General features: G+C 66.3%; 16 protein-coding genes. 7 read left to right on the forward strand and 9 right to left on the reverse strand.

All coding sequences use genetic code 11. The annotated features are described in order from the left end of the window. Window positions 1-7: 7 nt before the first annotated feature. The 3 genes from MnOB_RS24575 (at window position 8) to MnOB_RS24585 (ending at window position 2236) form a co-directional block, all read left to right on the forward strand. A complete protein-coding gene (locus MnOB_RS24575; protein WP_077527107.1) occupies window positions 8-745 on the forward strand; it encodes a substrate-binding periplasmic protein in 738 nt (245 codons plus the stop codon). Window positions 746-809: 64 nt separating this feature from the next. Next, the gene (locus MnOB_RS24580; protein WP_077527108.1) at window positions 810-1769 is read left to right on the forward strand and encodes an alpha/beta hydrolase; all 960 of its coding nucleotides are present in this window, start codon (window positions 810-812) and stop codon (window positions 1767-1769) included. After that, the gene (locus MnOB_RS24585) at window positions 1766-2236 is read left to right on the forward strand and encodes a MaoC family dehydratase (RefSeq protein ID WP_077527109.1); all 471 of its coding nucleotides are present in this window, start codon (window positions 1766-1768) and stop codon (window positions 2234-2236) included. Before MnOB_RS24580 ends, MnOB_RS24585 begins: the two co-directional genes overlap by 4 nt. A 286-nt stretch (window positions 2237-2522) precedes the next feature. On the opposite strand, the gene MnOB_RS24590 is transcribed toward MnOB_RS24585, so the two are convergent. Genes MnOB_RS24590 through MnOB_RS24600 form a run of 3 tightly spaced genes read right to left on the reverse strand, consistent with a single transcriptional unit; the run spans window position 2523 to window position 5570 of the window. Continuing rightward, a complete protein-coding gene (locus tag MnOB_RS24590) occupies window positions 2523-3377 on the reverse strand; it encodes an efflux RND transporter periplasmic adaptor subunit (RefSeq protein WP_077527110.1) in 855 nt (284 codons plus the stop codon). An 11-nt stretch (window positions 3378-3388) separates the two neighbouring features. Beyond that, complete coding sequence (locus MnOB_RS24595) at window positions 3389-3595, reverse strand: DUF1656 domain-containing protein (RefSeq protein WP_077527111.1); 207 nt, start codon at window positions 3593-3595, stop codon at window positions 3389-3391. Then, the gene (locus tag MnOB_RS24600; RefSeq protein ID WP_077527112.1) at window positions 3582-5570 is read right to left on the reverse strand and encodes an FUSC family protein; all 1989 of its coding nucleotides are present in this window, start codon (window positions 5568-5570) and stop codon (window positions 3582-3584) included. The genes MnOB_RS24595 and MnOB_RS24600 overlap by 14 nt, the downstream gene beginning before the upstream one ends. Before the next feature lie 119 nt (window positions 5571-5689). Here MnOB_RS24600 and MnOB_RS24605 point away from each other — a divergent pair, with 119 nt between their 5' ends. The 4 genes from MnOB_RS24605 to MnOB_RS24620 are packed head-to-tail and all read left to right on the forward strand — an operon-like array spanning window position 5690 to window position 9306. Further along, on the forward strand, window positions 5690-6337 hold the full coding sequence (locus MnOB_RS24605) for a TetR/AcrR family transcriptional regulator (protein ID WP_077527114.1): 648 nt from the start codon (window positions 5690-5692) through the stop codon (window positions 6335-6337). Continuing rightward, window positions 6334-7293, forward strand: a complete 960-nt coding sequence (locus MnOB_RS24610) for an HlyD family secretion protein (RefSeq protein WP_077527116.1) — start codon at window positions 6334-6336, stop codon at window positions 7291-7293. The genes MnOB_RS24605 and MnOB_RS24610 overlap by 4 nt, the downstream gene beginning before the upstream one ends. Beyond that, window positions 7283-8230 (forward strand): ABC transporter ATP-binding protein, encoded by a 948-nt coding sequence (locus MnOB_RS24615; protein WP_199824593.1) that lies wholly within the window; start codon window positions 7283-7285, stop codon window positions 8228-8230. Before MnOB_RS24610 ends, MnOB_RS24615 begins: the two co-directional genes overlap by 11 nt. Further along, on the forward strand, window positions 8227-9306 hold the full coding sequence (locus MnOB_RS24620) for an ABC transporter permease (protein WP_077527117.1): 1080 nt from the start codon (window positions 8227-8229) through the stop codon (window positions 9304-9306). The genes MnOB_RS24615 and MnOB_RS24620 overlap by 4 nt, the downstream gene beginning before the upstream one ends. Window positions 9307-9519: 213 nt before the next feature. On the opposite strand, the gene MnOB_RS24625 is transcribed toward MnOB_RS24620, so the two are convergent. From MnOB_RS24625 to MnOB_RS24650, 6 genes are all read right to left on the reverse strand, one after another. Continuing rightward, entirely contained in the window at window positions 9520-10650 is a 1131-nt protein-coding gene (locus MnOB_RS24625) for a TIGR03364 family FAD-dependent oxidoreductase (protein ID WP_077527118.1), read from the reverse strand. 98 nt (window positions 10651-10748) lie between these two features. After that, the gene (locus tag MnOB_RS24630) at window positions 10749-11768 is read right to left on the reverse strand and encodes a putative 2-aminoethylphosphonate ABC transporter substrate-binding protein (protein ID WP_077527119.1); all 1020 of its coding nucleotides are present in this window, start codon (window positions 11766-11768) and stop codon (window positions 10749-10751) included. A 41-nt stretch (window positions 11769-11809) separates the two neighbouring features. Further along, complete coding sequence (locus MnOB_RS24635) at window positions 11810-13531, reverse strand: putative 2-aminoethylphosphonate ABC transporter permease subunit (RefSeq protein ID WP_077527120.1); 1722 nt, start codon at window positions 13529-13531, stop codon at window positions 11810-11812. A gap of 1 nt (window position 13532) precedes the next feature. After that, window positions 13533-14594 carry a putative 2-aminoethylphosphonate ABC transporter ATP-binding protein gene (locus MnOB_RS24640; RefSeq protein WP_077527121.1) on the reverse strand — a complete coding sequence of 354 codons (1062 nt, stop codon included), beginning with the start codon at window positions 14592-14594 and terminating at the stop codon, window positions 13533-13535. Between the two features lie 221 nt (window positions 14595-14815). After that, window positions 14816-15676: a LysR family transcriptional regulator gene (locus MnOB_RS24645; RefSeq protein WP_077527122.1), complete on the reverse strand. Its 861-nt coding sequence runs from the start codon at window positions 15674-15676 to the stop codon at window positions 14816-14818. Window positions 15677-15790: 114 nt separating this feature from the next. Further along, window positions 15791-16798, reverse strand: a complete 1008-nt coding sequence (locus MnOB_RS24650) for a GlxA family transcriptional regulator (RefSeq protein ID WP_077527123.1) — start codon at window positions 16796-16798, stop codon at window positions 15791-15793. Window positions 16799-16815 lie beyond the last annotated feature (17 nt).

A 16815-nucleotide genomic window follows, 5' to 3' on the forward strand; every position in this document is an offset into this window, starting at 1 on the left:
ATCACCCATGCGTTTCCCCCTGGCCCTGTGTGCGCTGCTGTCCTGCCTGTTCCTCAGCTGCGGCGTGCGGGCCGACCTTCGTCTTGCCACCCTGGAATATCCGCCTTACTGCTCGCAGTCCCTGCCGCAAGGCGGAAGCATCATCGAGCTCACCACCCGCGCCTTCGCCACCCAGGGCTACAAGGTCCAGGTGGACTTCATGCCCTGGGCGCGCGTGCGCGCCGCCTTGCACAGCGGTCACTACCAGGGCGCGCTTGCTCTCTGGCCGCGTGAAGTGGTGGAGGAGAACCTGCATGCCTCGCGCCCGCTGTTCTACAGCGAGTTGGGTTTCTTCGTGCGCAAGGACACGCCTGTCGATTTCAAGGACTTGTCCGAGCTCATGGGACGCAAAGTGGGCGTGGTCAGGGGCTATGGCTATCCGGCCAGTGTGCTGCGCTCGGGATTCCGCGCCGAAGAGGCGGTGGACGACATCTCCAACCTGCGCAAGCTGGATGCCGGGCGTTTCGACCTGGTGCTGCTGGAGCGCGTCGTGGGCCAGTACCTGGTCGCCACGGACGAGCACCTGCGCGGCAAGCTGCAATGGCAGCCGCCAGCGCTGGAACGCATTCCCCTGCTGGCGGGCTTCACCGCACCGCGCCCCGGACAGCCGGACTGGGCGCAAATCTACGAGCGTGGCCTCAGGGACCTGTTGGCCAGCGGCGAGTACACGCGAATCCTCGAACGCCATAACGTCGCGCCCAACTGAGCAGGCTTTGCGCCACCTTCGCGCCCGTGCACAATGCGCCGAATCCCCGGCATAAGGATCAGCCATGCGCCACGACGCCTTCTGGCTCGACGCGAGCGATAGCACGCCCCTGTACGTCAATCACTGGTCCGGCGAAAGCCCGCCCAGGGCCGTGGTCATGCTGTCTCACGGCATGGCCGAACACGGTGGCCGCTATGCCCGCCTGGGTGCGGCCCTGACAGCCGTCGGCTTCGAACTCTACGCCCTCGACCAGCGCGGCCATGGCCGCAGCGCCGAGCATGGCGTCCTCGGCCAGTACGCGGCGGACGACGGCTGGAACAAGGTTATCGGCGACCTGGCCAGCCTCAATCACCACATCCGCCAGCAGCACCCGCAAGCGCCGATCTTCCTCCTCGGCCACAGCATGGGCAGCTACATCGGCCAGGCCTACCTGATGCAGCACAGCTGCAGCCTGCAGGGCGCCATCCTCTCCGGTTCCAACTACCAGCCCGTCGCGCTGTACAGGGTGGCTGCCCTGATCGCCCGCTTCGAGCGTTGGCGTCGAGGCAAGGAAGGCCGGAGTGCGCTGATCGAGTTCCTCTCCTTCGGCTCCTTCAACAAGGCCTTCAAGCCCAACCGCACGACCTTCGACTGGCTCAGCCGCGACCCGGCGGAAGTGGACAAGTACGTCGTGGACCCGCTCTGCGGTTTCCGTTGCACCAACCAGTTGTGGCTCGACCTGCTCGGCGGGCTTCAGAGCATCACCCCACCGAAACACCTGGCACAGGTCGACCCCGACCTGCCGCTGCTGGTGATCGGTGGCGAACGCGACCCGGTCAGCGAAGGCCGGCGCCTGCAGGATCTGGCCGCGGCATTGCGCCGGGCCGGCATCAGGGACGTGCAGCTGAACATCTACCCCGACGCCCGTCATGAGCTGCTCAACGAGAGCAACCGCGACGAAGTGACCGAAGACTTGATCGACTGGCTGGAGCGCGCCCTCGCCCACAGTCGGCACCACCCAACGCAAGCCAAGGAGACCGCATGAGCCAGGTAACCAACTTCACCTACGACGCCCTGGAAGTCGGCCAGAAAGCCACCTTCTCCACCACCGTGGAAGAGCGTCATGTCCAGCTGTTCGCCGCCGTCTCCGGCGACCGTAACCCGGTGCACCTGGACGCTGAGTACGCCGCCGGTACCATGTTCAAGGAGCGCATCGCCCACGGCATGTTCACCGGCGCCCTGATCAGCGCCGCCATCGCCTGCGAAATGCCTGGCCCGGGCAGCATCTACCTCGGCCAGCAACTCAAGTTCACCCGCCCGGTGAAACTGGGCGACACCCTGACCGTCGAGCTGGAAATCCTCGAGAAACTGCCGAAGAACCGCGTGCGCATCGCCACCCGCGTGTTCAACCAGAACTCAGACCAGGTCGTGGACGGCGAAGCCGAAGTGCTGGCACCCAAGCAGCAGCTTTCGGTGGAACTGCCGGAACTGCCGCCGATCACCATTGGCTGATTGCGCTGGATACGAAAAAGCCCGGATGAGTCCGGGCTTTTTTATTGGGCATTTTTCTGCCCTCTCCCCAACCCTCTCCCGCAAGCGGGAGAGGGAGCTGTCCGTGCGGAGCCGGGCAGTCCTCCGCTTTTCCTGTAGGGGCGAATTCATTCGCCAAGCAGGACGCAGTCCTGCCCTGTAGGAGCGAATTCATTCGCGAAAAGGGAGCTGCACCGAGCTGGCCTGACTTTTCCCTCACCCCAACCCTCTCCCAGAGGGAGAGGGGGCTGTCCTTACCCGCCCCGCCCTACTCCGCCACCGTCACACTCGCCGTCATCCCAGCGCTCAGGGTCACGTCGTCCGGCACCTTGTCCAGCTTGATCCGCACCGGAATCCGCTGCGCCAGGCGCACCCAGTTGAAAGTGGGTTCGACATTCGCCAACAACTGGGTATCGGGAATGGCATTGCGGTCGGTGATGCCGCGGCTGATGCTTTCCACCTTGCCGGTCAACGGCTCCCCCGCACTCATCAGCCAGACCTTCACCGGCGCACCGACCTTGATGCGCGGCAGCTTGGTTTCCTCGAAATAGGCCTGGACGTAGAAGGAGCCGTCGTCCACCAGCGCCATCACCGGCTGCCCTGCCCCGACATAGTTGCCCTGGGCCAGGCGCAGGTTGGTTACCTGGCCATTGCGCGGTGCCCGCAATTCGCTGCGGGCGAGGTTGATTTCGGCCACCTTCACCTCCGCCTGGGCTTCGCGGAATTCGGCGCGCGCCACCTGTGCGGTGATCAATGCGTTCTCGCGCAGCTCCGCACTGATGGCCTGCGGCCCGAGGTGCTCACGACGGGACGCCTCATGCTCATGCAAGCGCAGCTGATGCTGGCGGGTCTCGGCCACGGCGCGGGCCTTTTCCAGGGCCGCCTGGTAACGCTCACGGTCGATACTCAGGAGCAGGTCTCCGGCCTTGACCTGCTGGTTGTCCTGAACCTTCAGTTCCATCACCCAGCCGGACACGTCGGGCGATATCACCACCACGTCTGCGCGCACCCGCGCGTCGCGCGTCCAGGGAGCGAGCATGTAGTGCTGCCAGAGGCCATAGCCGGCCACGATGGCCACCACGACCAGGGCAAGGGTTACCAGTACGCGCAGCGTGGAACGCATCGTCATCTCCTTCACCAGTGCCCGGTCAGCGCGACCAGCGCCGCCAGCACACAGACATACAGGGCACAGTCGAACAGCGCTTCGTGCCAGATCCAGCGCGCCAACCCGACTCGCGCCAGGCCGATGCGCAGCGCGCCAGTCACCAGCAGTGCCAGCAGCGCGTAGAGCAGAAAGGGGCTGAGCAGCACACCGCCCAGGGACCACTCACGCAAGCCCATGGCTCGCCTCCTGTTGTTCACACCATTGCCGCCAACTCTGCTGCAACTGCAACAGTGCCGCCTGGGCGAGACGACGGTCGATAGTCCGTCCGGCACCACGCAGGGCTTTCAGCAAATCCTCGACCGGCTCGTCGAGCGCCTGGGCGCGGCCTGGCGCCGGGCCCTGCAGCACCACACGTTCCAAGTGCCGCAGGAAGCGGTCCTCCGATGCGCCCAGCGGCTTGTCGGCTGCGGCCAGACAACGCCGCAGGTGCAGCAGCTCGTCGCCCACATCCAGGCTGGCGATGCCATCGTCCCAGCGACTTCGGCTCTGTTCCGGCAGCACCGGGTAGAGCCGCGCCAGTTGCAGCAGGCGATCCGCCATGCGCCCGCCGAACCAGTTCTCCGCTCCGGCCAGGCGCACGCCGGTCAGTCGCGCCAGATCGTTCAGGCTCGCCTTGAGCAGGCGGCGGCCGTGCCACACTGGATTGCGCAGGGGAATGAGGCGGAACGCCCACACCGCGAAGCCCACGCCGAGGAGCATGGAAATCGCCTCATTGAAGAACAGCCCGACATCGAAGCGCATGAGGTTCTGCGGCGCACAGAGCACGATGAAATGCAGGCAGAACGAAGTGGCCGTGGCGCCCAGCGCAGGCTTGGCCATGCCCAGCGCACCGAAGAACAGCGGCACACCGAGGGCCATGCAGAGCATCGCGAAGCCGCTGAGCTGGGGCAGGAACAGTTGGCCGACCACAAAGGCCACAGGCAGCGCATAAAGGATTCCGCGCAGGAACATCATGCCGATCTGCTCGGCATTCTCGCGGCTGGCGAACAGGCCGCAGATCACGCAGGTCAGGGTCAACGCGCCAACCGCCGCGGTCCAGGCGGTGGCAAGCCAGAAGGCCGACAGGCCGAGGAAGGCCAGGGCGCTGCGCAGGCCGTAGATGGCGGCAGTCGGCACGTCGCGATGCGCGGACAAGGGCTGCGGTGCATCCTCCGGCGCTTCTCCCCGCTCCACCGCATGCATGGCATCGACCGCCTCCGAGGCCTGGCGCATCACCACCGCCATGCGCCCTAGGCAGTATTGCTGGACGGTGGACAGGGTCTCGTCCTCGGAAGCCAGCAGCAGCCGATCGCGCAATGCATCCAGGCGCGCCACATCGGGTTCAGCCAGGGTCTGCTCCACTTCCTCCCTCCACGGCCGCAGCCCTTCCGCTTCGTCTTCCCCCAGCTGGCGCCACTGGCGCGCCACGCCGCGCGCCAGGCGCAACAGGCTGAGCAGGTCGCGACTGAGCACCTGCAGCGCCAGCGCACGTTGGCGCCCCAGGTTGCCTTCGAACCAGGCGTGCTCGCGCTGCGCATCCACCGCCACGATGCGCCCCAGCACACCAAGCAGGCCCTGGCGCTCCTGCCGCTCGCCCTTCAAGGCGGAGATCGACGCCTGGATGCCGCACTGCCAGGCGTCCCGTGCCTGGCGCGCCAACTGGCGTTCCACCCGCTGCGGCCAGAGCAGTGCACTGGTGAGAGTGGCGCAGAGGATGCCGAGGCAGATCTCCGTGGAGCGCGCCACGGCCTGGTCGAACACCGCCAGCGGGTGGGTGATGGCGGGCAGGCCAATGATGGCGACCGTGTAACCGGCCAGCACGAAGGAATAAGACCAGGCACTGCGCAGCATGGTCGAGGCGGCGGTACAGATGCCCAGCCAGGTGGCCAGGGCCAGCAGGAACAACCAGGGCGTCTGCGCGAAGAGACCGACGATGGTCACCGACATGACCGTGCCCACCAGGGTGCCGAGCAGCCGCGCGAGGCCCTTCTGCACCACCATTCCGGACAGCGGCTGGGCCACGATGAACGCGGTCATCAGCGCCCACTGCGGTTGCTGGAGGTCGAACCGAAAGGCGCACCAGAGGGCGATGCCGCCGCCCAGCAGGGTCTTGATCGCGAATTGCAGCGCCGGAATGTCAGGCGCCAGGAAAGCACGCAAGGCGTCGCGCACGGGCTAGCTCCAAGGCTGATCCGTAGAAATTGAAGATAGCCCGCATTTCGCGTTCGTCGGCTGCTTGTTGTTAATTAATTAAATGAATATTTAAATAAATCATCCTTACCCGTCCGGAGATGCTTACCGTGACCCGCCCCCGTTCTCCCGGCCGCCCCACAGGCGATTCCCAGCTCCAACGCGAACGCCTGCTGGACGCTGCCACCAATGCCTTCGCCCATATCGGCGTGCATGCGGCCAGCCTGCGCAGCATCGCCCAGCAGGCCGGCGTAACCCCCGCACTGGTGAATTACTACTTCGGCAACAAGGAGCGCCTGGTGGAGGCCATGGTCGAGGAGCGCCTGCTGCCTCTGTTCCAGGGCATGGGCGAACGCCTGCAACAAGTCGGTGACGATCCGCTAGAGCTGGTCGGCGCCTTCGTTCGCGGCATGAGCGCCAACCTCAGCCGGAATCCCTGGCTGCCACCGCTCTGGGTCCGCGAAGTGCTCTGCGAAGGCGGCGCGCTACGCGAAATGCTCACATCCCGCTTCGCCCCGATGGTGCCCTTGCTGCTGGCCCAGCGCTTCGCCGCAGCGCAGGCCGGAGGACGCCTCAACCCCGATATCGACCCACGCCTACTGGTGGTTTCCCTGGTCGGCCTAGTAATGCTGCCCTACGCCGCCGGGCAGATCTGGCGCGGCATCTTCGCCACACCGGAGCTGGGCGACGAAGCCATGGTGAAACACATCATGGCCCTGCTCGAACGCGGCCTGGAGGTGAAGCCATGAAACGCCTGCTTCCCTGCCTGTTGGCGTTCGCCCTGCTCAGCGGCTGCGAAGACCCCGCGCAACAGCCACTGCTCGGCACGCTTGAATGGGATCGCATCGGACTGCCCGCCGAAGCCTCGGAAACCATCCTCGCCTGGCGTGTGGCCGAAGGCGATCAGGTGCAACAGGGCCAACTGCTGCTGGAACTCGACCCTCGCCGCCTCGATGCGCGTCTCAAGGAAGCGCAAGGCGACGTCGCCCAGGCCAAGGCGCGGCTCGACGAACTCAGCAACGGCGCCCGCAGCGAAACCGTGGACGCCGCCCGCGCCACCCTCACGCGCAATCGCGCGGAGCTGACCGATGCCGAGCGCACCTTCCAGCGCATCGCCGCCCTCTATCAGCGCCGCCAGGTCGCCATTGCCGAGCTGGACCGCGCCCGCGCCGCCCGCGACCAGGCCAACGCCGCGGTGAAGAATGCCGATGCCCAGTTGCGCGAACTCACAAACGGCACGCGCCCGGAACAGATCGAACAGGCCACCGCCCTGCTCCACGCCGCACAGGGTCGGCATGCGCAGTTGCAGGTCACCCGCGAGCACCTCAGCCTGCGCGCCCCTCGCGACGGCCGGGTCGACGCGCTGCCCTTCAAACCGGGCGACCAGCCACCGCTGAACGCCGAGCTGGTCAGCCTGCTGGTGGGCGATGCGCCTTACGCGCGGGTTTACGTGCCGGCCTCCGTGCGGCCGAACATCGCCATCGGCGATTCCCTGAAGGTGAAGGTTGAAGGCGTGCCCGAACCCTTCGATGCCACCGTGCGCAGCATCGCCAGCGAATCCAGCTTCACCCCCTACTTCGCCCTGACCGGCGACGATGCCAGTCGCCTGGTGTATCGCGCCGAACTGGTGCTGCAAGGCGAGGCTGCGCGCAAGCTGCCCGCCGGCCTGCCGGTGCAAGCGGAGCGAGTGAGCCATGAGCAGTGATGAAGCGGTGATCCGCGCAAGCGGCCTGACCAAGCGCTTCGGCCAACTCACCGCTGTCGATGGGCTGAACCTGCATGTCAATCGCGCCGAGGTGTTCGGTTTCCTCGGCCCCAACGGCTGCGGCAAATCCACCACCATCCGCATGCTCTGTGGCCTGCTGCTGCCCAGCGCCGGCGAGATCGAAGTGCTCGGCTGCCGCATCCCCCAGGACGCCGAAGAACTGAAACGCCGCATCGGCTACATGACCCAGAAGTTCTCCCTGTACGAAGACCTCACGGTGGGCGAGAACCTGGAGTTCCTCGCCACCGTCCAGGGACTGGACCGCCGCGAAGCCCGCCAGCGCATCGACGAATTACTGGAGCGCTATTGGCTGGCGGATCGTCGCAAGCAGCTCGCCGGCACCATGAGCGGCGGCCAGAAACAGCGCCTGGCGCTGGCCGGCGCGGTGCTGCACAAGCCCGACCTGCTGCTGCTCGACGAACCCACCAGCGCCGTGGACCCGCAGTCGCGCCGGGAATTCTGGGACTCGCTGTTCGAACTGGCCGAAGCCGGCACCACCCTGCTGGTGTCCACCCACTACATGGACGAAGCTGAGCGCTGCACGCGCCTGGGCATCCTCGATGCCGGCCGTCTGGTGGCCGACGGCAGCCCCGCCGAGCTGATGGCGGCCCTGCCCGGCCGTCCGCTGCTGGTGGAATGCGCCCAGCCGCGCCAAGCCCAGCGCGCCCTGCAAGGGGCGGAGGAAGTCATCGCCATGGCCCAGATCGGCGCCACGCTACGCGTGCTCAGCGCTGTCGATGATGCCCACGATCGCATCGCCCGGCGCCTTGCCAATCAGGGCGTCGAGGCCGAGGTGAAACCCACCGACGCCAACCTCGAAGACGTCTTCGTCGCCGTCACCCACCGCCCGCTGGAACGGGCCGGAGCCTCGTCATGAACCTGCGCCGCCTGGGCGCCATCGTCCTCAAGGAACTGCGCCAGCTGCGCCGCGACCGCCTGACCTTCGCCATGATCGTCGGCATCCCGATCATGCAGCTGGTGCTCTTCGGCTACGCCATCAACATGGATGTGCGCGGCCTGCACGCCGCCGTGCTGGACCAGGCCGACACCGCCCGCTCCCGCGAAGTGGTCGCCGAACTCGGCGCCAGCCAGGTGCTGGACTTCCGCTACCAGCTCGCCACGCCGCAGGAACTGGACAAACTGCTGCGCGAAGGCAGCATCAGCGCCGCCCTGGTGGTGCCGCCGGACTTCGAGGCGCGCCTGCAACGCAAGGACCGCCCGCCGCTGCAACTGGTGGTGGATGGCTCCGACCAGGTCGTGCAGGCCTCCGCGCGACAGCTGGCGGCCTACCCGCTGCCCGGCTGGCCGAACCTGACCGGCGTGCAGGTGGTGAACTTCTACAACCCGGAACGCCTGGCACCGCTGAACACGGTGCCGGGGCTGATCGGGGTGATCCTGACCATGACAATGGTGCTGTTCACCGCCATCGCCCTGGTGCGCGAGCGGGAGCGCGGCAACATGGAGCTGCTGATCACCACGCCAGTTTCCCCTTGGGAACTGACCCTGGGCAAAGTGCTGCCGTTCGTCGGCATCGGCCTGGTGCAGGTGACGGTGATCCTGCTGGTGGGGCTGTGGCTGTTCGAGGTGCCGGTGCGCGGTTCGCTGCTGGAGCTCTATGGCGCATCCCTGGTGTTCATCTTCGCCAGCCTGACCCTGGGGGTGTTCATCTCCACCCTGGCGCGCAGCCAGTTCCAGGCGATGCAGATGGCCTTCTTCACCTTCCTGCCGCAGATCCTGCTCTCCGGCTTCATGTTTCCCTTCGCCGGCATGCCCGTGGCAGCGCAGTGGATCGCCGAGATTCTGCCGCTGACTCATTTCCTGCGCCTGACCCGCGGCATCATGCTGCGCGGCGCCGGCCTCGCCGATCTCTGGCTGGAACTGGTGGTGCTGGTGGTGTTCACCCTGGTGATGCTCACCGTCGCGGTGATGCGGGTGCACAAGCGGTTGGATTGAGAAATGCCCAGTTGGGGGCGCTTCTCTGTAGGGGCGAATTCATTCGCCAAGCAGGCCGAAGGTCTGCCCAGAATCACTCAGGGGGCAGCTACGCCGCCCTTGGCGAATGAATTCGCCCCTACAAGGTTTCCCGGGAATTCAGGTTCACAACCTTGCCCCTTTTTGTTGGGCCTCGTTCCTCGGACCAACCTACGGTCTCTCACCCCCACAGGTTCAAGCCAACAATCCCGCCATCGTCCGCTCGCCCAGCGCCGGGCCGACGCTCATGCCGACGCCGCTGTGCATCAGCACCGCCGTTACGCCAGGAGCGGCCTTAAGCACCGAGAAGGGGCCGGGGCCACGGGCGCCGTAGACACCCCGCCAGCGCTCCACCACCGTCAGGCGAGTGCCCAGGGTGTGCTCGGCCAGATCCAGCATGATGTCGTCCACTGCTTCGGCGTTGAAGGGCGACGCATCGCTGCCGTAGTGGTGGGAATCGCCGACGATCAGCTCGCCATAGGGCGTCGGGCTGACCAGCAGGTGGATGCCGTTTTCCTCCAGCTCCGGCTGCTCATTTTGGATCTGCTCGCGGATGGCCTCGGATTCCGGCAGGTCGGCGAAGGCGCCGTAGTGCACGCAGCTCAGGCCCGTGAGCACCGCCTGGTTCAGCCCGAAGTCGCGCTCCGGGCGCACCCGCAGCATCTGCAGGCGGCAGACCTGGGGTTGTAGCGGAGCGATCTGCTCGGCCAGCAGCGTCTGGTAGTCGTGCCCCGAGCAAACCACGATCTGCTCAGCGCGGCAGCTGCCTTTCGTGCTGTGGATAACCCCCGGCTCGACGTCGCGCACCAGGGTGGAGAAGTGGAACTGGACGCCATGCTCGCGACGCAGGTAGTCCACCAACGCGGGAATGGCCTCGCGGGAATAGATCTGCTGATCGTCCAGCCCCAGCAGCGCGGCGCGGTGGTGGCTGAACTGGCCCCGGTAGAGGTCGTGCAGGCGCTCGCCACGCAGCAGTTCCACGTGATAGCCGTGCTCAGGGGCGCGCACTTCACAGAAGGCTTCCAGCAGCTCTTCTTCGGCGCGGGTGCGGGCGAACAGCAGGGAACCGTTACGGCGGATATTGAAGCCGGCGGCTTCGGCCCAGCCGGCCCAGATTTCCCGGCTATCGCGGGCCAGCGCGTGCATGGGGCCCGGCGGCTGACCGGTGACCAGTGCCTGGCCGAAGTTGCGCACCGACGCGCCCAGCGGCGTGGCGCTGCGCTCGAAGACGCTGACGCGCAGGCCGCGACGGGCGGCGGCGTAGGCGTGGGAAAGGCCGAGGATGCCGGCGCCGACGATGGCGATATCGGTGTCTTGCAGGGGCATGAGTGACTCCTTGGATTCGAGCGGGGCCCAGCTTCCCTCACCCCAACCCCTCTCCCAGAGGGAGAGGGGCTATCCAAGCAAGGGACCTAGCGCGTGACTTACTGCGGCAGCTTCTCGGACTTGCCGTCGTAGCGCTTGCGCCATTCGGCCAGGATCTGGTCGCGGTTCTGCGAGGCCCAGGCGAAGTCGTTCTTGATCAGGCGCTGTTCGTAGTCAGCCGGCAGTTCGGTTTGCGGCTTGGCGATGCCGGGAGCGGCGAGCACGGCGAAGTTTTCCTTGTACAGCTCCATGGCGGCCGGGCTGGCGGAGAAGTCGGCGAGCTTCTTCGCGGCTTCAAGCTGGTCGGTGCCCTTCACGATACCGGTGGCTTCGATCTCCCAGCCGAGACCTTCTTTCGGCAGGACGATGTCCAGCGGAGCGCCCTGGCGCTTGAGCTGCACGGCCGGATATTCGAAGGAGATGCCGATGGGGAACTCGCCGGCGGCGGCCAGCTTGCACGGCTTGGAGCCGGAGTGGACGTACTGGCCGATGTTCTGGTGCAAGCCATCCATGTAGGTCCAGCCTTGCTTCTCGCCGAAGGTCTGCAGCCAGGCGCTGACGTCGAGGAAGCCGGTACCGGAGGACGCCGGGTTCGGCATCACGATCTTGCCCTTGTACTCGGGCTTGGTCAGGTCTTCCCAGCTGTTGGGCTTGCTCAGGCCCTGCTTCTCGGCTTCCACGGTGTTGAAGCAGATGGTCGCGGCCCATACGTCCATGCCCACCCAGGCCGGCGGGTTGGCGGCGTCGCGATAGTTGGCGCCGATGGTGTCCAGGTGCTTGGGTGCGTACTTCTCCAACATGCCCTGCGAATCGAGGATGGCCAGACTGGATGCGGCCAGGCCCCACACGGCGTCGGCCTGCGGGCGATCCTTCTCCGCCAGCAGCTTGGCGGTGATGATGCCGGTGGAGTCACGCACCCACTTGATCTCGATGTCCGGGTTCTGCGCTTCGAAGGCCTTCTTGTAGGCCGACAGCTGTTCGGCTTCCAGGGCGGTATAAACGGTCAGCTCAGTGGCGGCCTGGGCGTGGAGGCTGAAGCCGGCCACAGCGGCGGCGGCGAGTGCGAGGCGTTTGAACATGGAAAGCTCCTTGTCGGGGTTGGCTTGCGGTTTGTGGTTGTTCAGGGGGTGGCCGGCGCGCCTTGGCGCCAGGCCTGGGACCGGCGCAGCAGGCCACGCGAGGCCCAGGCCAGCAGCAGGGACACGCCAGCCGAGGTGAGCAGGATCAGGGTGGACATGGCAGCCGCGCCGCCGACGTTGCCGGCGTCATCCATGTTCAACACGGCCACGGCGGCGAGGATGCTGTCCGGGCTGTAGAGGAAGATGGCAGCGGACACCGTGGTCATGGCCGACACGAACAAGTAGCGGATGATGTCCAGCAGCGCCGGCAGGCAGATCGGTACTGTCACCCGCAGGTAGTGGCGCCAGAGCGGGGCCTTGAGCGACAGCGCGGCGGCTTCGAACTCGCCATCCAGCTGGCGCAGCGCAGTAGTGGCGGTCATCTGCGCCGTGGTGAGGAAGTGCGCGACGGAGCAGATCACCAGCAGGGTCATGCTGCCGTAGAGGGCGTGCAGCGGGTTGCCTGGCAGGTTGAAGAAGAACACGTAGCCAAGGCCCAGCACGAGGCCGGGTACGGCCATGGGCACGAAGCTGAGCAGGCGCAGCGTCTGGTTCAGCCAGCGCTGGCCACGGGTCTTCTCCATCAGGTAGGCGCCGGTGAAGATCAGCGCGCTGCCGAAGATGGCCGTGCAAGTAGCCAGGGTCAGGCTGTTGCGGTAGGCCAGCCAGCCGCCGCCCGCGGTTTCTTCGAAGGCGTAGTGACGCAGTGACAGCGACAGGTTGTAGGGCCAGAACTTCACCAGCGACGAATACACCGCCATGCCCAGCACCAGCAGGAGAATCGCGCAGACCACCAGCACCAGCGCCAGGAAGCAGGCATCGCGAACCTTCGACGGTGCCGGGTGAAAGACCTGGGCGCGACCGCTCATGGCGTCGCCCTGGCGGCGGCGCAGCCAGGCATCGACGCCGAAACTGAGCAGCGCGGGCAACAGCAGCACCATGCCGATCAGGGCGCCCCGGCCGAACTGCTGCTGGCCGACCACCGCCTTGTAGGCCTCCAGCGCCAGCACCTGGTAGTCGCCGCCAACGACCACGGGCACGCCGAAGTCGGTGATGGTCAGGGTGAACACCAGACAGAAGGCCGCGAACACAGCCTGGCGGGTGGCCGGCCAGGTGATGCTGCGGAAGGCCTTCCAGGGGCCGGCACCCATGCTGGCGGCGGCGTCGAACAGGCGTGCGTCAGCCATCGAGAGTGCCGAGAGCAGCACCATCAGCGCATGGGGGAAGGTGTAGATGGCTTCACCCAGGACGATGCCCCAGAAGCCATAGATATTGTCCGGCAGCCAGTCGCGCAGCAGGCCCTGATTGCCGAACAGGTAGATCAACGCAATGCCCGGCAGCATCGACGGCGCCAGCAGCGGCAGCAGGGAAATCCCGCGCCACAGCCCCTTGGCCGGAATCAGCGTGCGTTGCAAGGCATAGGCGAACAGGTAGGCCGTGGGCACCACGATGGCGGCGACGCTGAGGGACACCTTCAGGCTGTTGCCCAGCAGCCAGTGGAAGTTGGCGCTGGCGAACAGCTCACGGGCCGCGACGAAGCCGCCGCCCTGCCCCGCCTCGCCGCTGAAGCCGCGCCAGAAGATCGCCAGCAGCGGCAGCAGCACCGCGAGAATCAGCAGGCCGAGGAACAGGTACTTGCCGCCAGTCACGAAGAGGCGGTCGCCGAGGTCGCCGCGCGCGGCGTGCCTGGCCGGAATTTTATCCAGCTTGATCACAGCATCCATCTCAGGCGAACACCTGCAGGCTGCGGGACGGCAGGGCCACCCAGATATCCGGGGTGCCGAGGCGCGGCAGGCTTTCAGGGTCCAGTTCCGCCAGCAGCGAATGGCCCGGCAGCTGCTCCAGCTCGAAGCTCATGCGGCAACGGTTGCCGAGGAAAGTGATCTCCCGCACCTGGGCGCGAAAGCGGTTGTCCTGCTGCTCGGAGGGGTTGATGGCGATAGCTTCAGGGCGGCAGAACAGACGGCCGCGGTCAGCACTTGCGGCGGTTTCAGGCAGGCGCAGGTGCATGCTGCCGACACGGGCGTGGCCGCCCTGGCGCGAGTCGAAGGGCAGCCAATTGCCCTGACCGACGAACTCGGCGACGAAGGGCGTCGCCGGCTGGCGGTAGATGTCCTGGGGCGTGCCGTACTGTTCGACCCGGCCCTGGTTCATCACTGCGATTCGGTCGGCCATCAGCATGGCCTCGTCCTGGTTGTGGGTCACCATCAGCGTGGTGATGCCCAGGCTCTTCTGCAGCTGGCGCAGCTCGGTGCACAGATGCTCGCGGACACGGGCGTCCAGCGCCGACATCGGCTCGTCCAGTAACAGCAGCGACGGTGCGGGAGCCAGGGCACGGGCCAGGGCCACGCGCTGCTGCTGGCCACCGGAAAGCTGGCCGGGGAACTTCTTCTCGCTGCCGGCGAGACCTACCAGCTCCAGCATCTCGGCGACGCGGGCACGCACTTGATCACGGCTGCTGCCGGACAGGCCGTAGGCGATGTTCTGTTCCACTGTCAGGTTGGGGAACAGCGCGTAGGACTGGAACAGGATGCCGTAGTCACGGGCCTGGGGCGGCAGGCGCGAGATATCCCGCGAGCCGATGTGGAGCGTGCCGCTGTCCTGTTGTTCCAGGCCAGCGATGCAGCGCAGCAGCGTGGTCTTGCCACAACCGGACGGGCCCAGCAGGCACACCAGTTCGCCTTCGGCGATATCCAGGGACACACCGCCCAACGCGGTGAAATGGCCGAAACGCTTGTGGATATCTCGCACCCGCATATGGGTGGCGTGGTGATCGGCTGGGTTCATGGCGGTACCTCGTTAAGCAGTTGGCGTGCACGGGTGCACGGCTCGACGAGGGTGATGCTAGGGAGGCAATGCGAACGCCAGATGGCGGTTGGGCAAATTACGCCGATAGTGTCATTGGTGGATTTGGGATAGGCCGGGAGACGTCGGTTATCTCCAGTAGGGTGTGCCGTGCGCACCATGGCTGTCTCGCGGTGCGCATGGCACACCCTACGGCACAGCTGCTACTCCGTGCGTTCCCGCGCCACAGCCAGGAACGCCGCTGGAAGCCGCGCCTGGCGCCGTTCCTTGAGGCAATAGAGGTATTCGTCGATCTGCGGCGCGCCCTTGAGTTCTATCACCCGCAGCTCCGGATTATCCGGCACTTCGTGGCGGGCGATGATGCTGATGCCGAGGTTGCGGATCACTGCTTCGCGAATGGATTCACGGCTGCCGATCTCCAGCAGCGGGCCGATGGCGATGCCGGCGTCCTTGAGCATGTCCTCGGTGAGCTGGCGGGTGGTGGAGCCCGGTTCACGCATCAGCAGGCAATGGCCCTTGAGGTCCGGCAGACTGACGGACTTGCGCCGGGCCAGCGGGTGCTGGCGATGCACGGCCAGCACCAGCGGGTCGCTGCCCAGCACCATGCGAACCAGGCGCGCGTCGTCGAGCTTCTGCGAGGACGCGGCCAGATCGACGCGGTATTCCTCCAGCGCCTCGATCACTTGCTGGGAATTGCCGATATCCAGGGAAACGTCGATCTGCGGAAAGCGTTCGCGGAAGCTGCGCACCAGGTCGAGGATGTAGTACGGCGCGGTGGCGCCAATGCGCAGGGTGCCCTGCATCTGTCCACAGTTGCGCAGGAAGAACTCGATGTCGGCCTCCTGCTGCAGCAGCACCTTGACCATGGGCAGCAGCTTCGCCCCTTCCTCGCTCACCGTCAGACGGCGGCCGCCACGATGGAACAGCTCGACGCCGTACTGGCCTTCCAGGTTGCGGATCTGCGTGGTCACCGTGGGCTGGCTGAGGCCGAGCTTCTTCGCCGCCTGGGTGATGCTGCCCAGGCGGGCAACCATGTAGAAGGCCTTGAGCTCAGCGCTGAGCATGGCGACGGAACCTCGGAACGGGGAAGTGCGGGCATTCTGCCCGTGGCCGGGTGAGCTGCACAGTGGCGGAGGAAACCTGTGGGAGCGAATTCATTCGCGATGCTGGACGCGGTCCTACTCGTCTACGCGTTCCACCCGTGCCCTTTCCTGCTGCCGGAAGGCGGCAGGTGAGACGCCGAAGCGCGTGCGAAACAACCTGGCCAGATGGCTGGTGTCCGCTGCACCGATTTCGTCGGCGATCAGCGCCAGGCTGTGATCGGAATTCAACAGCCGCCATTTCGCATGGTTCAGGCGCATCTCGGTCCAGTAGGCCTTTACCGTCACGCCGTGGCTGGCCTGGAACAATCGATCCAGCTGACGGCGACTGACGCCCACCACTTCCGACAGCGCGTCGGCACCGGTTGCGGACGCCATCCATTGCCGCATCAGCGCGATGGCGCGATCGACGTGCCGCCCGTGAACCGTCGCGGCCTCTCGTGAGCGCAGCAGGTGTTCGCTGCTTCGGCTTTCATCCACCAGCATGTCGGCCAGGCCCTTGAGCGCCTTGGTTCGGCCACAGGCGCGAGACAGCAGTTCCACCGCCAGGTCGATGGCCGCAGCACCGCCTGCACAGGAAATGCGGTTGCCGTCGAGGCAGTAGAGCCGCTCGCGCTGTAGCGGGATGCGCGGATAGGAGGCGCGGAACTCGGCTTCATGCCGCCAGTGCACCACCACCTTGTGGCCGGTCAGCAAGCCGCAGGCAGCGAAGAGGAAGCAGGCGTTATCGATGCACACCAGCTTCACGCCTTGCGCAGCGGCCTTGCGCAGGAGCGGCCGGTAAAGGGGGGCGAGGGCCTCGGTCGCGCCGGCACGCCGTCCACCGAACACGACCAGGTAGTCGTAGTCGGCCAGCGCAACCTGCTCCGGGCTGGCATCCACCTGGACGGCCGCCCCACTGCTGGACACGACGTGCCCGTGTTCGAGGCCGAGAATCATCCAGCTGCAGTAGCGCTGCCGACTGTAGTCTTCGTCATCGCCCGTGAAACGCAGCTTGTCCAGGAAGCCACCGAATGGCAGCAGGCTGAACTCGGGAAGCGGCAACAGCAGGAAGCGAACATCGGGTTGGCTGGCGTCTGCGTGCATGACGGCATGTCCAGAAA

It is taken from the genome of Metapseudomonas resinovorans, assembly GCF_002003485.1.
GTDB lineage: Bacteria > Pseudomonadota > Gammaproteobacteria > Pseudomonadales > Pseudomonadaceae > Metapseudomonas > Metapseudomonas resinovorans_D.

Bases quoted from the DNA above. Each gene is read 5' to 3' on its own strand.
- MnOB_RS24625 (WP_077527118.1), bottom strand. From the start codon at position 10,650: ATGCCCCTGCAAGACACCGATATCGCCATCGTCGGCGCCGGCATCCTC.
- MnOB_RS24640 (WP_077527121.1), bottom strand. From the start codon at position 14,594: ATGAACCCAGCCGATCACCACGCCACCCATATGCGGGTGCGAGATATC.
- MnOB_RS24605 (WP_077527114.1), top strand. From the start codon at position 5,690: ATGCTTACCGTGACCCGCCCCCGTTCTCCCGGCCGCCCCACAGGCGAT.
- MnOB_RS24610 (WP_077527116.1), top strand. From the start codon at position 6,334: ATGAAACGCCTGCTTCCCTGCCTGTTGGCGTTCGCCCTGCTCAGCGGC.
- MnOB_RS24645 (WP_077527122.1), bottom strand. From the start codon at position 15,676: ATGCTCAGCGCTGAGCTCAAGGCCTTCTACATGGTTGCCCGCCTGGGC.
- MnOB_RS24580 (WP_077527108.1), top strand. From the start codon at position 810: ATGCGCCACGACGCCTTCTGGCTCGACGCGAGCGATAGCACGCCCCTG.
- MnOB_RS24650 (WP_077527123.1), bottom strand. From the start codon at position 16,798: ATGCACGCAGACGCCAGCCAACCCGATGTTCGCTTCCTGCTGTTGCCG.
- MnOB_RS24575 (WP_077527107.1), top strand. From the start codon at position 8: ATGCGTTTCCCCCTGGCCCTGTGTGCGCTGCTGTCCTGCCTGTTCCTC.
- MnOB_RS24635 (WP_077527120.1), bottom strand. From the start codon at position 13,531: ATGGATGCTGTGATCAAGCTGGATAAAATTCCGGCCAGGCACGCCGCG.
- MnOB_RS24590 (WP_077527110.1), bottom strand. From the start codon at position 3,377: ATGCGTTCCACGCTGCGCGTACTGGTAACCCTTGCCCTGGTCGTGGTG.
- MnOB_RS24615 (WP_199824593.1), top strand. From the start codon at position 7,283: ATGAGCAGTGATGAAGCGGTGATCCGCGCAAGCGGCCTGACCAAGCGC.
- MnOB_RS24630 (WP_077527119.1), bottom strand. From the start codon at position 11,768: ATGTTCAAACGCCTCGCACTCGCCGCCGCCGCTGTGGCCGGCTTCAGC.
- MnOB_RS24585 (WP_077527109.1), top strand. From the start codon at position 1,766: ATGAGCCAGGTAACCAACTTCACCTACGACGCCCTGGAAGTCGGCCAG.
- MnOB_RS24595 (WP_077527111.1), bottom strand. From the start codon at position 3,595: ATGGGCTTGCGTGAGTGGTCCCTGGGCGGTGTGCTGCTCAGCCCCTTT.
- MnOB_RS24620 (WP_077527117.1), top strand. From the start codon at position 8,227: ATGAACCTGCGCCGCCTGGGCGCCATCGTCCTCAAGGAACTGCGCCAG.